Genomic DNA, 18500 nt, shown 5'->3' with positions numbered 1-18500 from the left:
ATCAAACGGATAACAAATTTTAAAAAAGAAGGATATTTTTTACATAACTAGAATATATATGATGGGGGATATAAATATTATTGAAGGAGGAAGTGTTATGAAAAAAATGAGGAGTTTTGGTGTAATATTAGCTCTTGTGTTAGTATTTACATCAGTATTTGCAGGAGTAATTTCTGCAGACGGCAATGAGTACACTGTTCAAAAAGGGGACGTGCTATGGAAAATTGCTGAAGAACATGGTACAACATGGGAAACACTTGCAGAATATAATAATATTAAAAAACCTGACTTAATTTTCCCAGGACAAAAGCTGGAAATACCTAGTGAAGATAGTAAAGATGATATTACTATTACAGTATTAGGAACAAGTGATATTCACGGAGCAGTAAATAGCTGGGCATACGAGAGTAATACTGATTATGGGGATATTGGCTTAGTTAGAATTGCCTCTATAGTAAATTCTGTAAAATCAGAAAATCCCAATACCTTGTTAATTGATAATGGTGATACTTTACAAGGCAGTATATTAACAGATGACCTATATAATTCTGACCTTACAAAACCAAATCCAATGATTGACATGATGAATTTTATTGGCTATGATGCAATGGTTCTTGGTAATCATGAGTTTAATTTTGGTCTTGATCTTATTAATAAAGCAGTTGAAGAAGCTAACTTCCCAATATTATCTGCTAATACCTACAATAAGGCTGATGACTCTCACTTTGTCAAGCCATATATTATAAAAGAGGTAGATGGTGTTAAAGTAGGTATATTAGGACTTACAGTACCTAGCATTCCAAGATGGGATGGACCTAAGGTTGAGAGTTTGACATTTAAGCATATGGGACAAGAAGCAAAAAAATATGCTGAAGAGCTAAAAGAAAAGGGAGCAGACATTATAGTGGCGTCTGTACATGCTGGATTGGATACTAGACATGAAGAAGATGGCTCCGACGCCGCCAAATTAGTTGCAGAATATGCTCCACAAATCGATATTATGCTAGTTGGACATGACCATATAACTGTGAATGAAGTTATAAATGGCGTTCTTGTGGGTGCACCAAGTGCAGCTAATGGTCAGGCTAATGAAGTTGTTAAGTTTGACATTCAACTTGAAAAAGACGGAGACGAATGGAAGGTTGCTAGTAAAGAAGCAAATATATTAACTATAGCTGATTATGAAGCATCTTCTGAAGCTGAAGAGCACGCAAAACCATATCATGAAGCTACACTAAAATTCTTAGAGAATACAATAGGAGTGGCTACAGCTGATTTCCATCCACAATCAGAAGTTCCTGGAATTCCGGAAGCACAGATTAGAGATACAGCTGTTATAGATATAATTAATAAAGTACAGCTTGAGGCTACAGGAGCAGATGTTGCTGCAGCTGCACTATTTAAAAATACGTCTAATCTTCCAAAAGGAGATTTAAACTTTGCAAATGTATTTGATATTTATAAATATGCCAATAAATTAGTAGCGGTAGAAGTAACTGGTAAAGAGCTTAAGGATTATATGGAATGGTCGGCAGCATATTTCAATACCTATAAGCCTGGAGATATTACAGTGAGCTTTAATCCTGATATTAGAGGGTATAACTATGATATGTTCGCAGGGATAGATTACAAGATAGATATTTCTAAACCAGCGGGAGAAAGAATAGTTGACTTAACAATGGATGGAGAACCTGTTACAGATGATCAAATAATTAAGCTAGCGATAAATGATTATAGATATAGTGGTCTTACTAGTATGGGGATTATAAGTGGTGAAGCTTACTTTAATTCAGATCCAATTACCCTAAGAAGCTATATTAGAGATTATATAGAAGAGAAGGGCAGTATTTCTCCAGAAGTTGATAATAACTGGGAATTAACAGGGATAGATTTAAATCATCCATTAAGAGATGAAATAATTCAAATGGTGAAGGACGGAAAGATTGATATACCAACCTCAGAAGATGGCAGAACTCCTAATGTTAAGGCATTAAACGTGTATGAACTTATGGAAAATGAAACCTTAGGAGGATATAAAACCCTAACTATCGCTCACACAAATGATATGCATGGATTCTTCATTGAAGGAGATTACGATGGTATGGGTGCTTCAAAAATGACGACTAAAATAAAAGAACTAAGGGAATCTAGTAATAATTTCTTGTTATTAGATGCAGGAGATGCTACTCAAGGAAATAACCTAGTAACCCTTTCCGAAGGTGAAAATGCAATCAAAATTATGAATGAAATTGGCTATGATGCAATGGTAGCTGGTAATCATGAATTTGACTATGGTAAGGATAGGTTAAAAGAGCTTGAAGAAATGGCAGATTTTCCAATATTGGGAGCTAATGTAGTTAAAGAAGATGGAACAGATTTCTTAAATAATAATCATATCTTTGAAATGGATGGAATTAAAGTAGGAGTATTTGGACTTGCAACACCAGAAACAACCTATAAATCTCATCCAAAGAATACTGAAGGATTAATATTTAAAGATATAGTAGAAACAGCCAAGGAAAATGTTGAAGAACTTAAAGGAAAAGTAGATGTTATCATAGCTCTTTCACACTTAGGATTAGAGGGAGATTTAACTAGTGAAAAGGTGGCTCAAGGAGTTGACGGAATTGATTTAATAATTGATGGACACAGTCACACAACACTGGAAGAAGGGAAATTAGTTAATGATGCGCTAATAGTTCAAACAGGGGAACATACTATGAACTTAGGCATTATTCAACTGGCTATTAAAGATGGAGACGTAGTAGAGAAAAGAGCATCACTATTTACTAAGGAAGATGCTAACTACACTGAAGAAAATCCAGAGATTAAGGCTATAATTGAAGAGGTTCAAGCTAAAAATGAAGCTATTGAAGCAGAAGTTGTAGCAACCAGCCCTATGGTACTTAATGGCGAAAGAGCAGATGTAAGAACGGGAGAAACAAACTTAGGTAACCTTATTACTGAGGCTATGCTAGATATAAGTGGTGCTGATGTAGCACTTACTAATGGTGGTGGAATTAGAGCTACTATAGATGCTGGTGAGGTAACTAAAGGAGATGTCTTGACAGTATTACCTTTTGGGAACTTTGTTCAGATGATTGAAGTTACTGGTGCTGACATAGAAGCAGCTATTGAAAATGGTATTACTGGTTATCCAGAAGCTAGCGGAGGATTCCCTCATATTGCTGGAATGACAGTAACCTTTGATTCTAGTAAAGAAGCTGGAAATAGAGTAGTTGAAATAAAAATAGGTGGAGAAGCATTAGATGAAAGTAAGACCTATAAGCTAGTTACAAATGATTTCACAGCAGCTGGTGGAGATGGATATACTATGTTCGCTGATAAACCAATTATTGGAGAATATAGTGCTCTAGATGAGGTCTTAATTGACTTTATTCAAGAAAAAGGATTTGAAAAGGCTAAGACTGATGGAAGAATTATGCCAATAGAGGACTCTAGTCTTAGAATATTAGATTTACCTTTTGCTGCATAAGTTAGTATACTTAAATTAGTCATATAGAAAAGAAGTGGTTATAATAACTGCTTCTTTTTTTTGCACTTGTAATTAATTCATAATAATATGATATGATATATTTAAGTATGTAATTTGATAATTTTGAAAAATGGAACTATAAAAAAATAGGTATATAGTACTAAATTGATTTATCACCTCTAATATTGTTAATTACTTAACGACAGAAGGTTATGATAAATAAAAAAAACTGCTTTTATTGTCAAAAATACTTGTAATTGTTATGAAAATTATTATATACTTACCTTGATTGGGAAAGAATGAAAAAGGAAAGATTTAGCAGATGATGGGGTCATATTTGTTAAGTTTTATTAATATTTTGTATACATTTCCTAATTAATCCAGTTGCATATTTTGCCAGGAGTGGATAAAATGAAAGATAGTAATAAATCGAATATTCTAAAAAATCTTGCCCTAGTGTCGCAAATTGGCATTTCTATGATTGTACCCATTCTTGGAGGGATATTTCTTGGTAACTTTTTAGACAAGAAATTTGGGACAGGGGTAATCTTTCTAATTATTTTATCGATAATTGGAATAATGGCTTCGTTTTTAAATCTTTTCAAAATGACTACTAAGGATATTAATAAGAGGAAGTGATCGATTGAGTTTGATAGAGAATACCCAAAAGAAGATATTTAAGAGAGTAATTATTCTTGCCTTACTAGTTATAGGAATACTTTTCCTCACTTTGCCTAATCCTAAAAAGTATGTATATGGAATAATCTTTGGAGCAACTATAAATTTATTAAATTTTAGGCTTATGTCCATCACTTTAAGTAAGTCAGTTAATATGCCCCAACATAAGATTATGCCATATGTGATGGCAAATTATTTTTCACGTTACATAATATATGGTGTTGTACTAGCAGTAGCTGCTATGGCGGACTATATTAGTTTACTTACAGCCATATTAGGAATTTTTATGGTGAAAATAATAATTATATCAGATACTTTTTATGATACTATATTTAAAAGAAATAAAAATAAATCTATAGATCCAACCAGTTCCAATTCTAAAAGTAAGTAATAAAAAATTTAATAAATAAAATTTTCGATGAAGGGAGGTAGCATTTTGGGATTTGAAATAATTAATAAAGCAACTAATGAAGTTTTTATTTCGAGAACCATCATTAATTCGTTTATTGTAGTTATTCTACTAAGCATTTTTGTATTCTATGTGAATTCAAAGCTTAAAAAGGCTGACCCACATAAGAAGCCAACAGGGATTTTGAATATTATTGAAATTTTAGTTGGCTCCTTAAATAATCTCGTAAACACAACGATGGGATATAAGTTTAAAAGCTTTGCCCCTTATATTGGTACTTTAGCTATGTATCTAGCAGTATCTAATTTATTTGGATTATTGGGATTCAAGCCTCCTACAGCAGATTACAGTGTGCCTTTTTCCTTGGCAATTTTAACCTTTATTTTAACTCAGTATCATGGTGTTAAAAGTAAAGGCTTAGGGGGATACATAAAAGGTTTCCTTGAACCAGTTTGGTTCTTGTTTCCACTAAATGTGATAGGAGAGATAGCTAACCCTGTTTCATTATCCTTCCGTTTATTTGGAAACATAATTAGTGGAGTTATAATAATGACACTAATATATGGAGCTTTAGGGGCTATAACGCCAATAATAGTTCCAGTAATAGCACCAGTTTTCCATAGTTATTTTGATATATTTGCAGGTTTAATCCAGACATTTATATTTATGATGTTAACTATGGTATTTATTTCAATGGCAACAGATTAAAATCGTGGTAATACTATGATTTTGGTAACAATGACGAACTAAGGAACACAATTCAGTGCTTCAAAGTTCGAACTAATATATAAAATAAATTAAACCTAATTTGAAGGAGGAAATTATAATGTTAGAAGGAATCACTAGTGAAGCGTTTATACTTGGATGTTCAGCAATAGGTGCAGGTTTAGCAGCAATAGCAGGTATCGGTCCTGGAATCGGACAGGGATATGCTGCAGGTAAAGCGGCTGAAGGAGTAGGTAGACAACCAGAAGCTCAAGGTGACATTATTAGAACAATGATCCTTGGTCAAGCAGTTGCAGAGACAACTGGTATCTATGGTCTAGTTATTGCTATGATCTTATTATTCGTTAAGCCTCTAATTGGATAAGATACTATACATAAAGAGGTGGGTTCACCTGCCCATCTCTTGTTTCTGTAATTTAAAGTAAATAAATGAGAAATCATTTTAAATAAATTTGGTATGTATTAGGTCTTACATGACAAATGAAAGGAGGCACAGTTGATGAATTTACCTGAAATTACTGTAAAGGCTCTGCCCGTTACCCAGGAGGTTATACTAACGTGGCTTTCTTTTGGAGTCTTACTTTTTATAGCGAGCCGTTTTTTATTTAAACCAGTGACTCAATTCCTTGAAAAGCGAGGAGAAGCAATTGCTAAGGATATATCTGAAGCTAAGGATAGCAGGGAAGATGCAATGGCTTTAAAAGAAGAATATGAGCTTAAGATACAAGAGGCTAAAAAAGAAGGTCAAGAAATAATTGAAGCTGCTAAGAAAAGAGGAGAAGAGCTTAGAGTTAAAATAGTTGAAGAAGCTAACGATGAGGCAAAAGGCATTGTTGAAAAGGCTAGAAGAGAAATAGAATCAGAAAGAGAAAAAGCTGTAGATGATTTAAAGGCTGAGGTTGTGACCATAGCTATGATGGCTGCTTCTAAAGTAGTAGATGAAAACCTAGATGTTAATTCCCATAAAAAATTAATAAATGAATTTATTAGTGAGGTAGGGGAAGGCAAATGGCAGAATTAGTAGGTAGAAGGTATGCTCAAGCTTTATTTGAGGTAGCTATTGAACTTGATAAACTAGAGAGTTTTAAAGAGGAAATTAATGGGGTTTCCGCAGTTTTTGATAGCGAGCCTAAGCTTAAGACTATTTTTGAGCATCCGAAACTTTCAAAAAATGAAAAAAAGGATATAGTAAACTCAATCTTTAAAGAGAAGATTTCTCAAGAGGTTTTAAATCTTATGTATATAATTGTTGACAAAGGTAGAGAAAGATACATAAATAGCATAAGCAAAGAATATACTGCTCTTTCTAATGAGAAGCAGGGAATAATAGAAGCTACCGCTATTACAGCAGTTGAGATGGATGAAGCAGAGAAATCTAAGTTACAAGAAAACCTATCTAAGAAATTTAGTAAGAAGGTTATCCTTACAAATACTATAGATGAATCAGTGATAGGTGGAGTACTGGTAAGAGTTGAAGACAAGGTAATTGACTCTAGTATTAGAGGTAAACTTGATATGATAGAGAAGAGTCTTAAAGATATAAGGATAGGGGTGAAGAACTAATGAATCTAAGGCCTGAAGAAATCAGTTCAATTATAAAAGAACAGATTAAAAGGTACGAGAAAAAACTAGACGTAGTAGACGTTGGTACTGTTATCCAGGTTGGAGATGGTATCGCAAGAATTCACGGATTAGAAAACTGTATGGCAGGAGAGCTATTAGAATTCCCAGGTGGAGTTTATGGAATGGCGTTAAACTTAGAGGAAGATAATGTTGGATGCGTTCTTCTTGGATCTGATGAGAACATAAAAGAAGGAGATACAGTTAAGAGAACAGAGAGAATAGTTGAGGTTCCTGTTGGAGATGCCATGATAGGTAGAGTTGTAAACTCATTAGGTCAAGCTATCGATGGTAAAGGGCCTATTAGCACAGATAAATATAGACCAGTTGAAAGAGTGGCTCCTGGTGTTATAACTAGGAAATCAGTTAATGAACCTTTACAAACAGGTATTAAAGCAATAGACTCAATGATACCTATTGGTAGAGGACAAAGGGAGCTTATAATTGGTGATAGACAAACTGGTAAGACAGCTATAGCTGTAGATACTATATTAAACCAAAAAGGTCAAGATGTAATATGTATCTATGTAGCTATAGGACAGAAAAGATCTACTGTTGCCCAAATAGTTAATACTCTTGAAGCAAAGGGAGCTATGGACTACTCCATAGTAGTTTCTGCAACAGCCAGTGAACTTGCTCCATTGCAATATCTTGCGCCTTATGCAGGAGTTTCAATGGGAGAAGAATTTATGGAAAATGGTAAGGACGTACTAATCATTTATGATGATTTATCTAAGCACGCCGTAGCTTATCGTGCAATGTCATTATTACTTCGTCGTCCACCAGGACGTGAAGCATTCCCAGGAGATGTATTCTATTTACACTCTAGATTATTAGAGAGAGCTGCTAGATTAGATGAGAAATATGGTGGAGGTTCAATAACAGCCCTACCTATTATCGAAACTAAAGCAGGGGATATATCAGCATACATTCCAACTAACGTAATATCGATTACAGATGGTCAGATATTCTTGGAAACTGAGTTGTTCTTCTCAGGGCAGAGACCTGCCGTAAATGCTGGTGCATCAGTATCCCGTGTTGGTGGTTCAGCCCAAATCAAGGCGATGAAGAAGGTTGCAGGTAAAATTAAACTTGAGCTTGCTCAATATAGAGAGCTTGCTGCATTCGCTCAGTTTGGTTCAGAACTAGACCAAGAAACCCAAGACAGCTTGTCTCAAGGTGAAAGAATAATGGAAATACTTAAGCAGCCACAATATAGACCAGTTCCAGTAGAAGAGCAGGTTATGATTATTTATGCTGTAACAAATAAATATCTTTCAGATATACCAGTTAATAAGATTCAACAATTTGAAGAAGAATTTTTAAACTTTATGCAATCGAACTATCCTGAGGTAGGAGAAAGTATTAAGACTGACAAGGTTCTTAGTGATGAAATGGAAAAGAAATTAATAGAAGCCATTAAAGAATTCAAGAAGAGCTTTGCATAAATCGGGAGGTGCTAAAAGATGCCTCAAGCAATGAGAGATATTAAAAGAAGAATTCGTAGTGTAACTAGTACTAAGCAAATTACGAAAGCTATGGAGCTTGTTTCATCTGCTAAACTTAGAAAGGCTAGAGGTAAGCTAGAGAAAACAAGACCATACTTCAATACTATAGTAAGAAGTATTCAAGAAATTTTAGCTTCTTCAGCTGGGATTAAACATCCTTTTCTAGAGAATAGAGAAGTAAAAAAATCCGCATATATAGTTGTTACTGCAGACAGAGGACTAGCTGGAGGATATAACGGTAACGTTATTAAGTTAGCTGAAGAATATGCTAAGGATAAAAAAGAAGAATCGGTTATAGTAGCAATTGGTCAAAAAGGTAAGGATCATTTTACTAGAAGGGGCTATGAGGTTGCAGGAGAATTTTTGCATATTTCAGAAAATCCTCAATATTATGATGCAGCAAGTATAGGTAACCTCGTTGTAGAGTTATATAAAGAGAAGCAAGTTGATGAAGTATTTTTAGTTTATACTCATTTCAAGAGTGCAATTTCTTTCGAAGCAACAACTCTTAAGCTTTTGCCTGCTGAAAGTATCAAAGATGATGTAGAACAAAAAAGAACTGCTTTGATAGAATATGAGCCTTCTCCAGAGGAAGTACTTAGTTATTTAATTCCTAAGTATGTTCAAAGTGCCATTTATGGTGCTCTGATAGAGGCATCAGCAAGTGAGCAAGGTGCTAGAAGAAATGCCATGAAGAGTGCAACAGATAACGCTGAGGAAATGATAGATGATCTGCAGTTAAGTTATAACAGAGCTCGTCAAGCTACCATAACTCAGGAAATTGCAGAAATTGTTGGTGGAGCAGAGGCACTTAAATAAATTGGTGAAAAATTATAAACTAAAAAATCTATCAGTTTTTAGATAAAATTAAGATTGAAAATTCTCGAAAATCTTAACTTTTACAATTGTAACTAAGACAAATGACTTTTAGAGATAAAAGAGTTATTTATAAACTTTATAGAAAAAAGATTTGCAATTACAGAAAGGAGTTGAAGAAAATGGCTGAAAATAACATAGGTAAAATAGTTCAGATAATCGGACCTGTGTTAGACGTTAGATTTAGCGATGATAACCTTCCAGAGCTTTTGAGCGCTATTGAAATACAGAACAAAGACGAAAAAGTTGTGGCAGAGGTAGCTCAGCATATTGGTGATGATACAGTAAGATGTATCGCCATGGGTTCTACTGATGGCCTTGTAAGGGGAATGGATGCTGTAAATACTGGAGCCCCTATAACAATACCAGTAGGTAAGACAACTCTAGGTAGGTTATTTAACGTACTTGGAGAAACAATAGATGAAGGAGAAGCAATAAAACCTGAAAAAACATCTCCTATTCATAGATCAGCACCAACATTTGAAGAACAAGAGACAGCTACAGCAATTTTCGAGACTGGTATCAAGGTTATCGACCTTATAGCACCTTATGCTAAGGGTGGTAAGATAGGTCTTTTCGGTGGTGCCGGTGTTGGTAAAACAGTACTTATTCAGGAGTTAATCAGTAATATAGCAACTGAGCATGGTGGGTTATCAGTATTCGCTGGAGTTGGAGAGAGAACAAGGGAAGGAAATGACCTTTACTATGAGATGACAGACTCTGGAGTTATTGACAAAACAGCCTTAGTATTCGGCCAGATGAATGAGCCACCTGGGGCAAGAATGCGTGTTGCCCTTACTGGACTTACTATGGCAGAGCATTTTAGAGATGTAGAAGGCCAAGACGTGCTTCTATTTATAGATAATATATTCAGATTTACTCAAGCAGGTTCTGAGGTTTCGGCTTTACTTGGACGTATGCCTAGTGCCGTTGGTTATCAGCCAACTCTAGCAACTGAGATGGGACAGCTTCAAGAGAGAATTACATCTACTAAGAAAGGTTCGGTAACGTCAGTACAGGCAGTATATGTGCCTGCCGATGACTTAACTGACCCTGCACCAGCAACTACATTTGCTCACTTGGATGCAACTACAGTTCTTTCTCGTCCTATATCACAGAAAGGTATTTATCCAGCTGTTGACCCACTAGATTCTACATCTAGAATTCTAGATCCAATGGTAGTTGGAGAAGAACATTATAGAGTATCTCGTGGAGTTCAGGAGGTATTACAAAGATATAAAGAGTTACAAGATATCATAGCAATTCTTGGTATGGATGAGCTTTCAGAAGAGGATAAAATTACTGTTGCTCGTGCAAGAAGAATCGAACGTTTCTTATCACAGCCTATGAATGTTGCTGAGCAATTTACTGGTCAGCCTGGTACTTATGTGCCAATTAAAGAAACAGTAAGAGGGTTTAAAGAAATACTTGAAGGAAAGCATGATGACCTTCCAGAATCAGCATTCTATATGGTTGGAACTATAGAAGAGGCTGTGGAAAAAGCTAAGAAGATAAGAGATTAGGGGGTATATTGGATGGCAAATTTCAAATTAGAAATTGTGACCCCAGATAGAAAATTTTTTGAAGAAGAAGTTGAGATGATTGTAGTTAGAGGACAAGAGGGTGACTTAGGTATTTTAGCAAATCATACTCCTCTAGTTACTCCTTTAGATATAGGAAGAATTAAAATAAAGCAAAATGGAGAATTCAAACAAGCTGCTATAGCTGGTGGATACATTGAAGTAGGTAAAGAGAAGACAACTATTATCTCTGATTCTGCAGAATGGCCTGAAGAAATTGACTTGGCTAGAGCTAAAGAAGCTAAAAGAAGAGCAGAAGAAAGATTAGATCATGCCAGCAAGAGTGAAGTAGATTTAATGAGAGCTGAAGTAGCTTTAAGAAAAGCATTAAATAGGATAAATGTAGCAGATAAACATTTTTAGAAAACTTTATTATGAATATACAAAAGAACCACTTCATGAAAAATGAGGTGGTTCTTTTATGCGTTTAAAACAACAGAAATCCATAAGTTAATATATGTAAATCTTATCCTTTAAAGGCATTAAACTTAAAGAAAAAATTTATAATTTTTATAAAAAACTTGGTATAGAACAAGCCTATTTTGGTCAATACTTCATAATGAGGAAAGGCACAAGCTGTAAAAATGTTTTGTCCCCCTTTACATTTTTACTCCCCTACCTTTCCTCGTTTTTATCGAAAAAAACAATACTTTAAGATAATTATAAAAATAATGAAGGAGGTACCAAAATGAAAGGATTAAGAAAAATTTTTTTAGTTGCACTTATAATATTACTAGCAATTGTAAATTATGCATGGGCTCATACAGATGTACCTAAGAATGAAGAAGCTTTATTAAAAGCATTTGATGCTACAGGTGCCAATCCATTACAGCTAAATATGAATTTTAACTCTAAAATATCAGATAAGTTTATGGAGATAGAAGAACTAAAGACATTAGGTATAAAATTAATTCAAGATTTTGAATTAGTTGAGCCAATAGATAATGATAGTAATACAGATGAAAGATCAAAGGATTATGAAAGAATTTATGATATAGATGTAACTGAGTTACTAGATATGAATCAAATATCTATATGGGGAAAAGATGAAGAAGGGCGAATGATTACAATAATACTTGCATCAGAGAAAGATTCTACTGATGACTTTCAACAGACAACTCTATTTATTGATGTGACTCAAAACAATAAGGTAGATAATATCAAATATATTAGAAATAAAGTTGATAACATTTTAAGTAAATTTAATTCAGAAACAGAAATTTCCACTTGCATTATTGGAACATTTAAGGGACAATTAAAGAGTGAGGAAGAAATAGCAAAAATTTCACAAGCTATGGGGAAAATACAGGGAAACAAAGTAGAAGGACTTTTTGATTCTTCAACCACCAGTGTTTCCATATATACTCCAAATATTGATAGATATATATTTACTGGAAATAATAAGATGAATTTAAACGTTTCTATGAGATATAATGAATATGAGGATAAAACGTATATTTGGATGGGAACACCAATAATTACAACGGGATATTAGAAAAGAATCCCAAACAAAAGTTAAAGGGAGGAAGAATTTTGGCGAAAATTATTGTGGAGAAAAGTTCTCCTCTAAAGGGAAGCATTAGGGTCAATGGAGCTAAGAACTCTGCCCTGCCAATTATGGCTGCTTCTCTATTAGCTACGGAGAATTGTTTGTTAGAGGATGTACCAGACTTAAGGGATGTAGATGTTATATGTGAGGTATTAACTTCTCTAGGATCTGATGTAAAAAGAATTAGTAAAGGGCAAATTCAGATTAATTCATCTAATATAAACAATTTTGAAGCGCCTTATGACTTAATTAGAAAAATGAGAGCCTCTTTTTTAGTAATGGGGCCTCTTTTGGCAAGACTAGGGAAAGCTAGAATATCTTTACCGGGCGGATGTGCAATAGGAACGAGACCAATAGACTTACATTTAAAAGGATTTAGAGCTTTAGGAGCAGAAATAAACGTAGGCCATGGATATATAGATGCAGTAGTGGATGAATTAGTGGGCAACAAAATATATCTAGACTTTCCAAGTGTTGGAGCTACTGAAAACATAATGATGGCTGCTACACTTGCAAAGGGAGAGACCATTTTAGAAAATGCTGCTATGGAACCAGAAATTGTAGATTTGGCAAACTTCTTAAATAAGATGGGAGCAAGTATTAAAGGTGCAGGTACTAGCACTATAAAAGTAGAAGGCGTAAAAGAACTAAAGGGCTCTAATCATCAGATTATACCAGATAGAATAGAAGCCGGTACTTATATGGTTGCTGCTGCTATAACTAAAGGAGACGTAACGGTTGAAAATGTTATTACAAGTCATATTAAACCTATTATTGCTAAACTAAGAGAAGCAGGAGTCAACATAGTTGAAAATGGTGACAAGGTAAGGGTTTACACAGATGGACCAATCAAAGCAATAGATGTAAAAACTCTACCTTATCCTGGATTTCCCACAGATATGCAGTCGCAATTTATGGCTTTAATGAGTATCGCAGAGGGAACCAGTGTTATTATAGAAACCGTTTTCGAGAATAGATTTATGCACATAGATGAACTAAAGAGAATGGGTGCAAATATCAAGATAGATGGAAGAAGTGCAATTATTGAAGGTACTAATAGTTTAATGGGTGCGCCAGTAAAAGCTACAGATTTAAGGGCTGGAGCAGCACTAATTCTCGCAGGACTTATATCAGATGGAGAAACGGAGATTAGCAATATATATCATATTGATAGAGGGTATACTGACATTGAAGAAAAGCTTACGAATATAGGTGCAAAAATATATAGAGTTGAAGATTAGAAGAAGGATTTAATCCTTCTTTTTTTGTGTTAAAAAGAATATCACTGGTTTTACTAGTGAGTGTAATTTTTAGGAGAAAGGTATAATGGAAAATTTTAGCATATATAGCTCATACAAAAAGAAAAAAAATTTACAAAACAATGATAATAGCCTACAATATAAGTAATGATATTTACAATAGATTTTAGAAAAGAAGACGGTGTGTTTTTATTATTAAAAAGTGAATAAAAGTAAAATATAAATTAATAGAAACTCAAATTTAAAAATAACTATAGAAAACTTTTATAATTTAAAAGCAGATATATCACAGTTTCAAATTGGGGAGACAAAGAATTTATTAGTTATGATACATGGTTTGACTCAACTAAGCTGTGGGGCGGAGGTCTAATATACTTCGAATAAAATTTATAAAGGAGATATTATGAAAAAAACCCAAATTGTTATCATAGTACTATCACTAATTTTAACATCATGTACTGTAGTTACTTGGCATGATCTAAAAATAAAGGAAGTTAACAATTTTAAAGAAAATCTAATGAAGAATAATAAATATATTGAAGGTATAAAGTTTAACTATGCTATCTCTCAATTGAATATATTAGTTAAGCTTAATAAAGAACCTATGGTACAAGATGTTTTTAAAACCTTTCATAGCATTAGAACTTTACTTGTTAATGAAGATTTCAAGAAAGAGTTTTTAAAAGAGTATTCAAAAATAGATAAAAACACAATGACATATCCAAATGTAACTATATCTTTTGATTTTCCTAATGAAGAAGGTATCAACCTTGAATTTGACTCAAAATACTATAATGACAGAGAAAAGTCAAAAGAGAAAAAAATAAAAGGTTGTGAAACATGGATGATTAATAATTTATCTAGGTATGACATAAAATTACCAGTTGAATTTACACAAGAAGACTATGAAAGTTTTTTAGATAATAGAGATAAGTTAGAAAAAGTAAAATGAAAAAACTCCTTTCCAGTTTGCTAACTATAAAACTGGAAAGGAGTTTCTGTTTAAATATAGATAGGAATTAATTAATAGAATTAAGGATTGGATTATATCTATATTTTTTGTCGATAAAATGGATATTTCCCAGGAAATTAACGAAAAAAGTAAAAAGAAAAATTCCTCATAATATTTGTCCTTAAAGCATAAGATTTAATCATACAGTATTTAGGATAAAGCTAAAGAAGTATGGCTAAAAGGGGGACAAAATGAGAGAACTTTTGATATTAATAGTATTTATATTGTTTTTGACTATAATATTCCCGATTACACTGATTAAAGGATATGACATTATCTGGTCAGGAAATGAACAGGATGATATTAATCAAAAATATGAAGTAGGAGAAGTAGATGAGGATTACATGGTAAATATATATGATACTAAAGCAAAGAAAGTTATAACAATGGAATTTGATGAATATATAAAGGGAGTAGTAGCAGCTGAAGTTCCTGGTGGCTTTGAAATAGAGGCTATAAAAGCACAAGCTGTTGCGGCTAGATCTTTCTCCATATATAGGCTAAAGAAGTATAGTGATGGCCACCCAGATCATCCACAAGCAGCATTATGTAACAGTATACATTGTCAAGCATTTTTGTCCAAGGATGAGCTAAGAGATATAAAAGGAAGAAATTGGATGTATGAATATTGGCCTAAAATTGAGGAAGCAGTGGAAAGCACAAAAGGAGAGGTTTTAACATATGATGGTAAGGTAATAGAGCCTTTATTTCACTCAACTAGTGGAGGTATGACAGAAAACTCTGAGGATGTTTTTGTTAGTGCATTACCATACCTTAGAGCTGTTGATAGTCCCTATGAATCTGAATCTCCTAAGCTAAACACAGTTTTAGAACTAAATGCAGAAGAATTTATCAAGAAGTTAAAAGGAGAGTATCCTAGTACTAATTTAACAGTAGATAACTTAGATAAAAAAATCGTTGTTATGGAAAGAAGTGAAGGTGGAAAAATCATCAAAGTTATGATAGATAACGTGGTAGCAACAGGTAGAGAAATAAGGAGCATATTTGCTTTAAACTCAACAAACTTTAAAATATCAATGACAGATGATAAGAAAAAAATAAAGATTACTACTATTGGTAATGGTCATGGGGTTGGAATGAGCCAATGGGGAGCAAATGGTATGGCTGAGAATGGCAGTTCATATAATGACATTCTAAAGCATTATTATACAGGAGTTGAAATTAACAAAGTTTATTAATAAGTGAGGTCCTTCACAAGGGCCTCCTTTTTTTATCCTATAAAAAACAGCTATTACTAATTTTAGAAATTAATAAAAAATGCGTATCAAATTCTAAAATATGGTGATAATACTAATAAAACAATATAAAAGTTAAACGTGGAGGTGGGGGTATGGACGAGTTTAGAAAAGACCCAAATAACAATGAAAACAAGAAATCATACTGGATTAATATGAAAAAAGGCCTGGAAAAGATATTTGCTAAAGATGGCTTTTATATTATTTTATTTATTTGCATTTGTTTAGTTGGAACAACAGCCGTATGGGTTTCTACAAACAATGTTAAAAATTCTCAACAAGCTCAAGGAAATGAGAATCAAGCAGTAGATATTGTACAAGATCCAATGTCAGAAAATGAAATGATTAAGAAATTAACCACCTTATATGAATCAAGCAAGACAAAAGATAATCAAATTAATGATCAGGAAACAAAAGATGAGTCTAGTGTCGAGGTGGTTAATATAGAAGACACTTCAAAATCTAGTCAAACAAAAGAGAATACCCAGTTACAAGGGAATGAAGCACAAAAGACAAATGATTCCACAAATAAAAATCAATCTACTCCAGCTAATAGTCAAAGTAGAGCAGTTTCAATGACTATGCCACTACAGGGAACAATATCTATGGACTTTGCAAGAGATAAATTAGTTTTTTCTAAGACCTTAGAGCAATGGACTACCCATAATGGGATAGATATTAGAGCTAGAGAAGGAAGTGTGATTAGAGCCTCTCTAGATGGAGTAGTACAATCGATTAAACAAGATCAAGAGCTAGGAATAATTATCACATTGGACCACGGAGATGGATTAATATCAAGATATGCATGCGTGTCCACTGACGAGATGGTAGAAGTTGGACAAAGAATTAGTAAAGGTGATCCTATAAGTGGAGTAGGCAAAGCAATGGGTTTTGAAGTTGCACAAGGACCTCATTTACACTTTGAGGTTTTAAAAAATGGGGAGTACGTTGATCCTAAACAATATTTACCAGTATTAAAATAAACAAAATAATAGGTTTTTACAAGTTTTGTTCTAATATTTTTTAAAGGTGCATAAATATGTAGAAAGACTTTGGGATAATTGCAAAACATTGACAAAGGGGGTTGGATATTTGAAAGATTACATAGAGGAAAGAGCATTAGAAATCGCAAAGCATATAATAAATGAAAAGGCAACAGTTAGACAAACTGCAAACGTTTTTGGAGTGAGTAAAAGTACGGTACATAAGGATGTAACAGAACGACTTCCCAAGATAAACCCTCTTATAGCTAATAAGGTTAAATTGGTACTTGAAAGAAACAAAGCTGAAAGACACATTAGAGGTGGTAGAGCTACAAAGATGAAATACAAAGCAATTAATGACTAGCAAACGAAAAATTTGATATAGAGGGAATTAAAGTAGGATGGGTCTCCTGTCCTACTTTGTTTTTTTAATAAAAAAAATACCATATTAGGAAGGAAAAAGCACTATTTTATCGAATGGTTATAATAACTATATTTTTGAGTAAATGTAATTTTATAGATGTTAATATATTCTATTTATTTTTAATTAATTAAACTAAGAAAGCGGGGTAGGTTAATGTTTTCATTAAGGGCTGATATGGGAATTGATTTAGGAACAGCTAATGTATTAGTGTACATTAAAGGTAAAGGGATAGTACTTAAAGAACCATCAGTGGTGGCCATCGATAAGAACTCTGGCAAACTTTTGGCAGTAGGAGAAGAAGCGAGACGAATGCTAGGTAGGACACCAGGAAATATTGTTGCTATAAGACCACTAAAGGACGGCGTTATATCAGATTATGATATTACTGAAAGAATGCTTAAGTACTTCATACACAAGTCAGCTGGTAAAATGCTATTTAAGCCAAGGATTATTGTATGCGTTCCCAGCGGAGTAACTGAAGTTGAGAAAAGAGCCGTACTTGATGCTAGTAATCAAGCTGGTGCAAGGAAAACATATCTTATTGAGGAGCCAATTGCAGCGGCGATTGGAGCGGGACTAGACATAACTAAACCTAGTGGAAATATGATTATTGATATTGGTGGGGGAACGACAGATATAGCAGTTATATCCCTAGGTGGAATAGTAGTAAGCAAATCTATTAAAGTAGCTGGGAACAAGTTTGATGAAGCAATAGTTAGATATATTAGAAAGAAACATAATGTGATGATAGGAGAAAGAACTGCTGAAGACTTAAAGATTAGAGTAGGTACAGCTTACCCAAGAGAAGATGAAGTATTTATGGAGGTTAAGGGAAGAAATTTAGTTACAGGATTACCTAGGAAACTGAACATTTCTTCAACAGAAATGCTAGAAGCATTGGAAGAACCTGTTACTGCCATAGCTGATGCTGTACATGCTGTATTTGAAAGAACACCACCTGAGCTTGCTTCTGACATAGGAGAGACTGGTATATTTATGACAGGTGGCGGAGCGTTACTACACAATTTAGGAAAGCTTATTACTGAAAAAACTGGAATTAAGACTAAGCTTCCAGATGATGCAGTTTCTTGTGTAGCAATAGGCACAGGAAAATCTTTGGATTG

Annotated in this window: 18 protein-coding genes; all 18 read left to right on the top strand. The window is 33.7% G+C overall.

The genetic code is table 11. From position 1 onward, the window contains the following. Positions 1–97 precede the first annotated feature (97 nt). A complete protein-coding gene (locus JMO20_RS01245; protein WP_202707375.1) occupies positions 98–3496 on the top strand; it encodes a 5'-nucleotidase C-terminal domain-containing protein in 3399 nt (1132 codons plus the stop codon). A 411-nt stretch (positions 3497–3907) separates the two neighbouring features. After that, a complete protein-coding gene (locus JMO20_RS01240; protein WP_202707372.1) occupies positions 3908–4135 on the top strand; it encodes an AtpZ/AtpI family protein in 228 nt (75 codons plus the stop codon). 4 nt (positions 4136–4139) lie between these two features. Beyond that, positions 4140–4565, top strand: a complete 426-nt coding sequence (locus tag JMO20_RS01235; protein ID WP_202707370.1) for an ATP synthase subunit I — start codon at positions 4140–4142, stop codon at positions 4563–4565. Between the two features lie 45 nt (positions 4566–4610). Beyond that, on the top strand, positions 4611–5291 hold the full coding sequence (gene atpB, locus JMO20_RS01230) for a F0F1 ATP synthase subunit A (protein ID WP_243414601.1): 681 nt from the start codon (positions 4611–4613) through the stop codon (positions 5289–5291). Positions 5292–5409: 118 nt separating this feature from the next. Continuing rightward, positions 5410–5673, top strand: a complete 264-nt coding sequence (gene atpE / locus JMO20_RS01225) for an ATP synthase F0 subunit C (RefSeq protein WP_202707366.1) — start codon at positions 5410–5412, stop codon at positions 5671–5673. A gap of 135 nt (positions 5674–5808) precedes the next feature. Continuing rightward, entirely contained in the window at positions 5809–6330 is a 522-nt protein-coding gene (locus tag JMO20_RS01220; RefSeq protein ID WP_202707364.1) for a F0F1 ATP synthase subunit B, read from the top strand. After that, positions 6318–6872, top strand: coding sequence for a F0F1 ATP synthase subunit delta (locus JMO20_RS01215; protein ID WP_202707362.1), 555 nt, complete (start codon positions 6318–6320; stop codon positions 6870–6872). Before JMO20_RS01220 ends, JMO20_RS01215 begins: the two co-directional genes overlap by 13 nt. After that, entirely contained in the window at positions 6872–8377 is a 1506-nt protein-coding gene (atpA, locus tag JMO20_RS01210) for a F0F1 ATP synthase subunit alpha (RefSeq protein WP_202707360.1), read from the top strand. The genes JMO20_RS01215 and atpA overlap by 1 nt, the downstream gene beginning before the upstream one ends. A gap of 18 nt (positions 8378–8395) precedes the next feature. Beyond that, positions 8396–9256: an ATP synthase F1 subunit gamma gene (gene atpG, locus JMO20_RS01205; RefSeq protein ID WP_202707358.1), complete on the top strand. Its 861-nt coding sequence runs from the start codon at positions 8396–8398 to the stop codon at positions 9254–9256. Between the two features lie 179 nt (positions 9257–9435). Next, on the top strand, positions 9436–10836 hold the full coding sequence (atpD, locus tag JMO20_RS01200) for a F0F1 ATP synthase subunit beta (RefSeq protein ID WP_202707357.1): 1401 nt from the start codon (positions 9436–9438) through the stop codon (positions 10834–10836). Positions 10837–10848: 12 nt separating this feature from the next. Then, complete coding sequence (locus JMO20_RS01195; protein ID WP_202707356.1) at positions 10849–11256, top strand: F0F1 ATP synthase subunit epsilon; 408 nt, start codon at positions 10849–10851, stop codon at positions 11254–11256. 325 nt (positions 11257–11581) lie between these two features. Further along, complete coding sequence (locus JMO20_RS01190) at positions 11582–12388, top strand: YwmB family TATA-box binding protein (RefSeq protein WP_202707355.1); 807 nt, start codon at positions 11582–11584, stop codon at positions 12386–12388. Between the two features lie 38 nt (positions 12389–12426). After that, on the top strand, positions 12427–13683 hold the full coding sequence (murA, locus tag JMO20_RS01185; RefSeq protein WP_202707353.1) for a UDP-N-acetylglucosamine 1-carboxyvinyltransferase: 1257 nt from the start codon (positions 12427–12429) through the stop codon (positions 13681–13683). A gap of 421 nt (positions 13684–14104) precedes the next feature. Beyond that, positions 14105–14653 (top strand): hypothetical protein, encoded by a 549-nt coding sequence (locus JMO20_RS01180; protein WP_202707351.1) that lies wholly within the window; start codon positions 14105–14107, stop codon positions 14651–14653. 251 nt (positions 14654–14904) lie between these two features. Then, a complete protein-coding gene (gene spoIID, locus JMO20_RS01175) occupies positions 14905–15912 on the top strand; it encodes a stage II sporulation protein D (protein WP_202707349.1) in 1008 nt (335 codons plus the stop codon). A 152-nt stretch (positions 15913–16064) separates the two neighbouring features. Next, positions 16065–16952: a M23 family metallopeptidase gene (locus JMO20_RS01170; protein ID WP_202707347.1), complete on the top strand. Its 888-nt coding sequence runs from the start codon at positions 16065–16067 to the stop codon at positions 16950–16952. 109 nt (positions 16953–17061) lie between these two features. Next, positions 17062–17316, top strand: coding sequence for a sporulation transcriptional regulator SpoIIID (gene spoIIID / locus JMO20_RS01165; RefSeq protein ID WP_202707345.1), 255 nt, complete (start codon positions 17062–17064; stop codon positions 17314–17316). Positions 17317–17529: 213 nt separating this feature from the next. Then, positions 17530–18500: rod shape-determining protein (gene mreB, locus JMO20_RS01160; RefSeq protein WP_202707343.1), on the top strand; the 971-nt coding region annotated here is incomplete at its 3' end.

Source organism: Sporosalibacterium faouarense (assembly GCF_016765695.1).
GTDB lineage: Bacteria > Bacillota > Clostridia > Tissierellales > VENL01 > Sporosalibacterium > Sporosalibacterium faouarense.
This window is presented reverse-complemented; position numbering and strand designations above follow the sequence as displayed.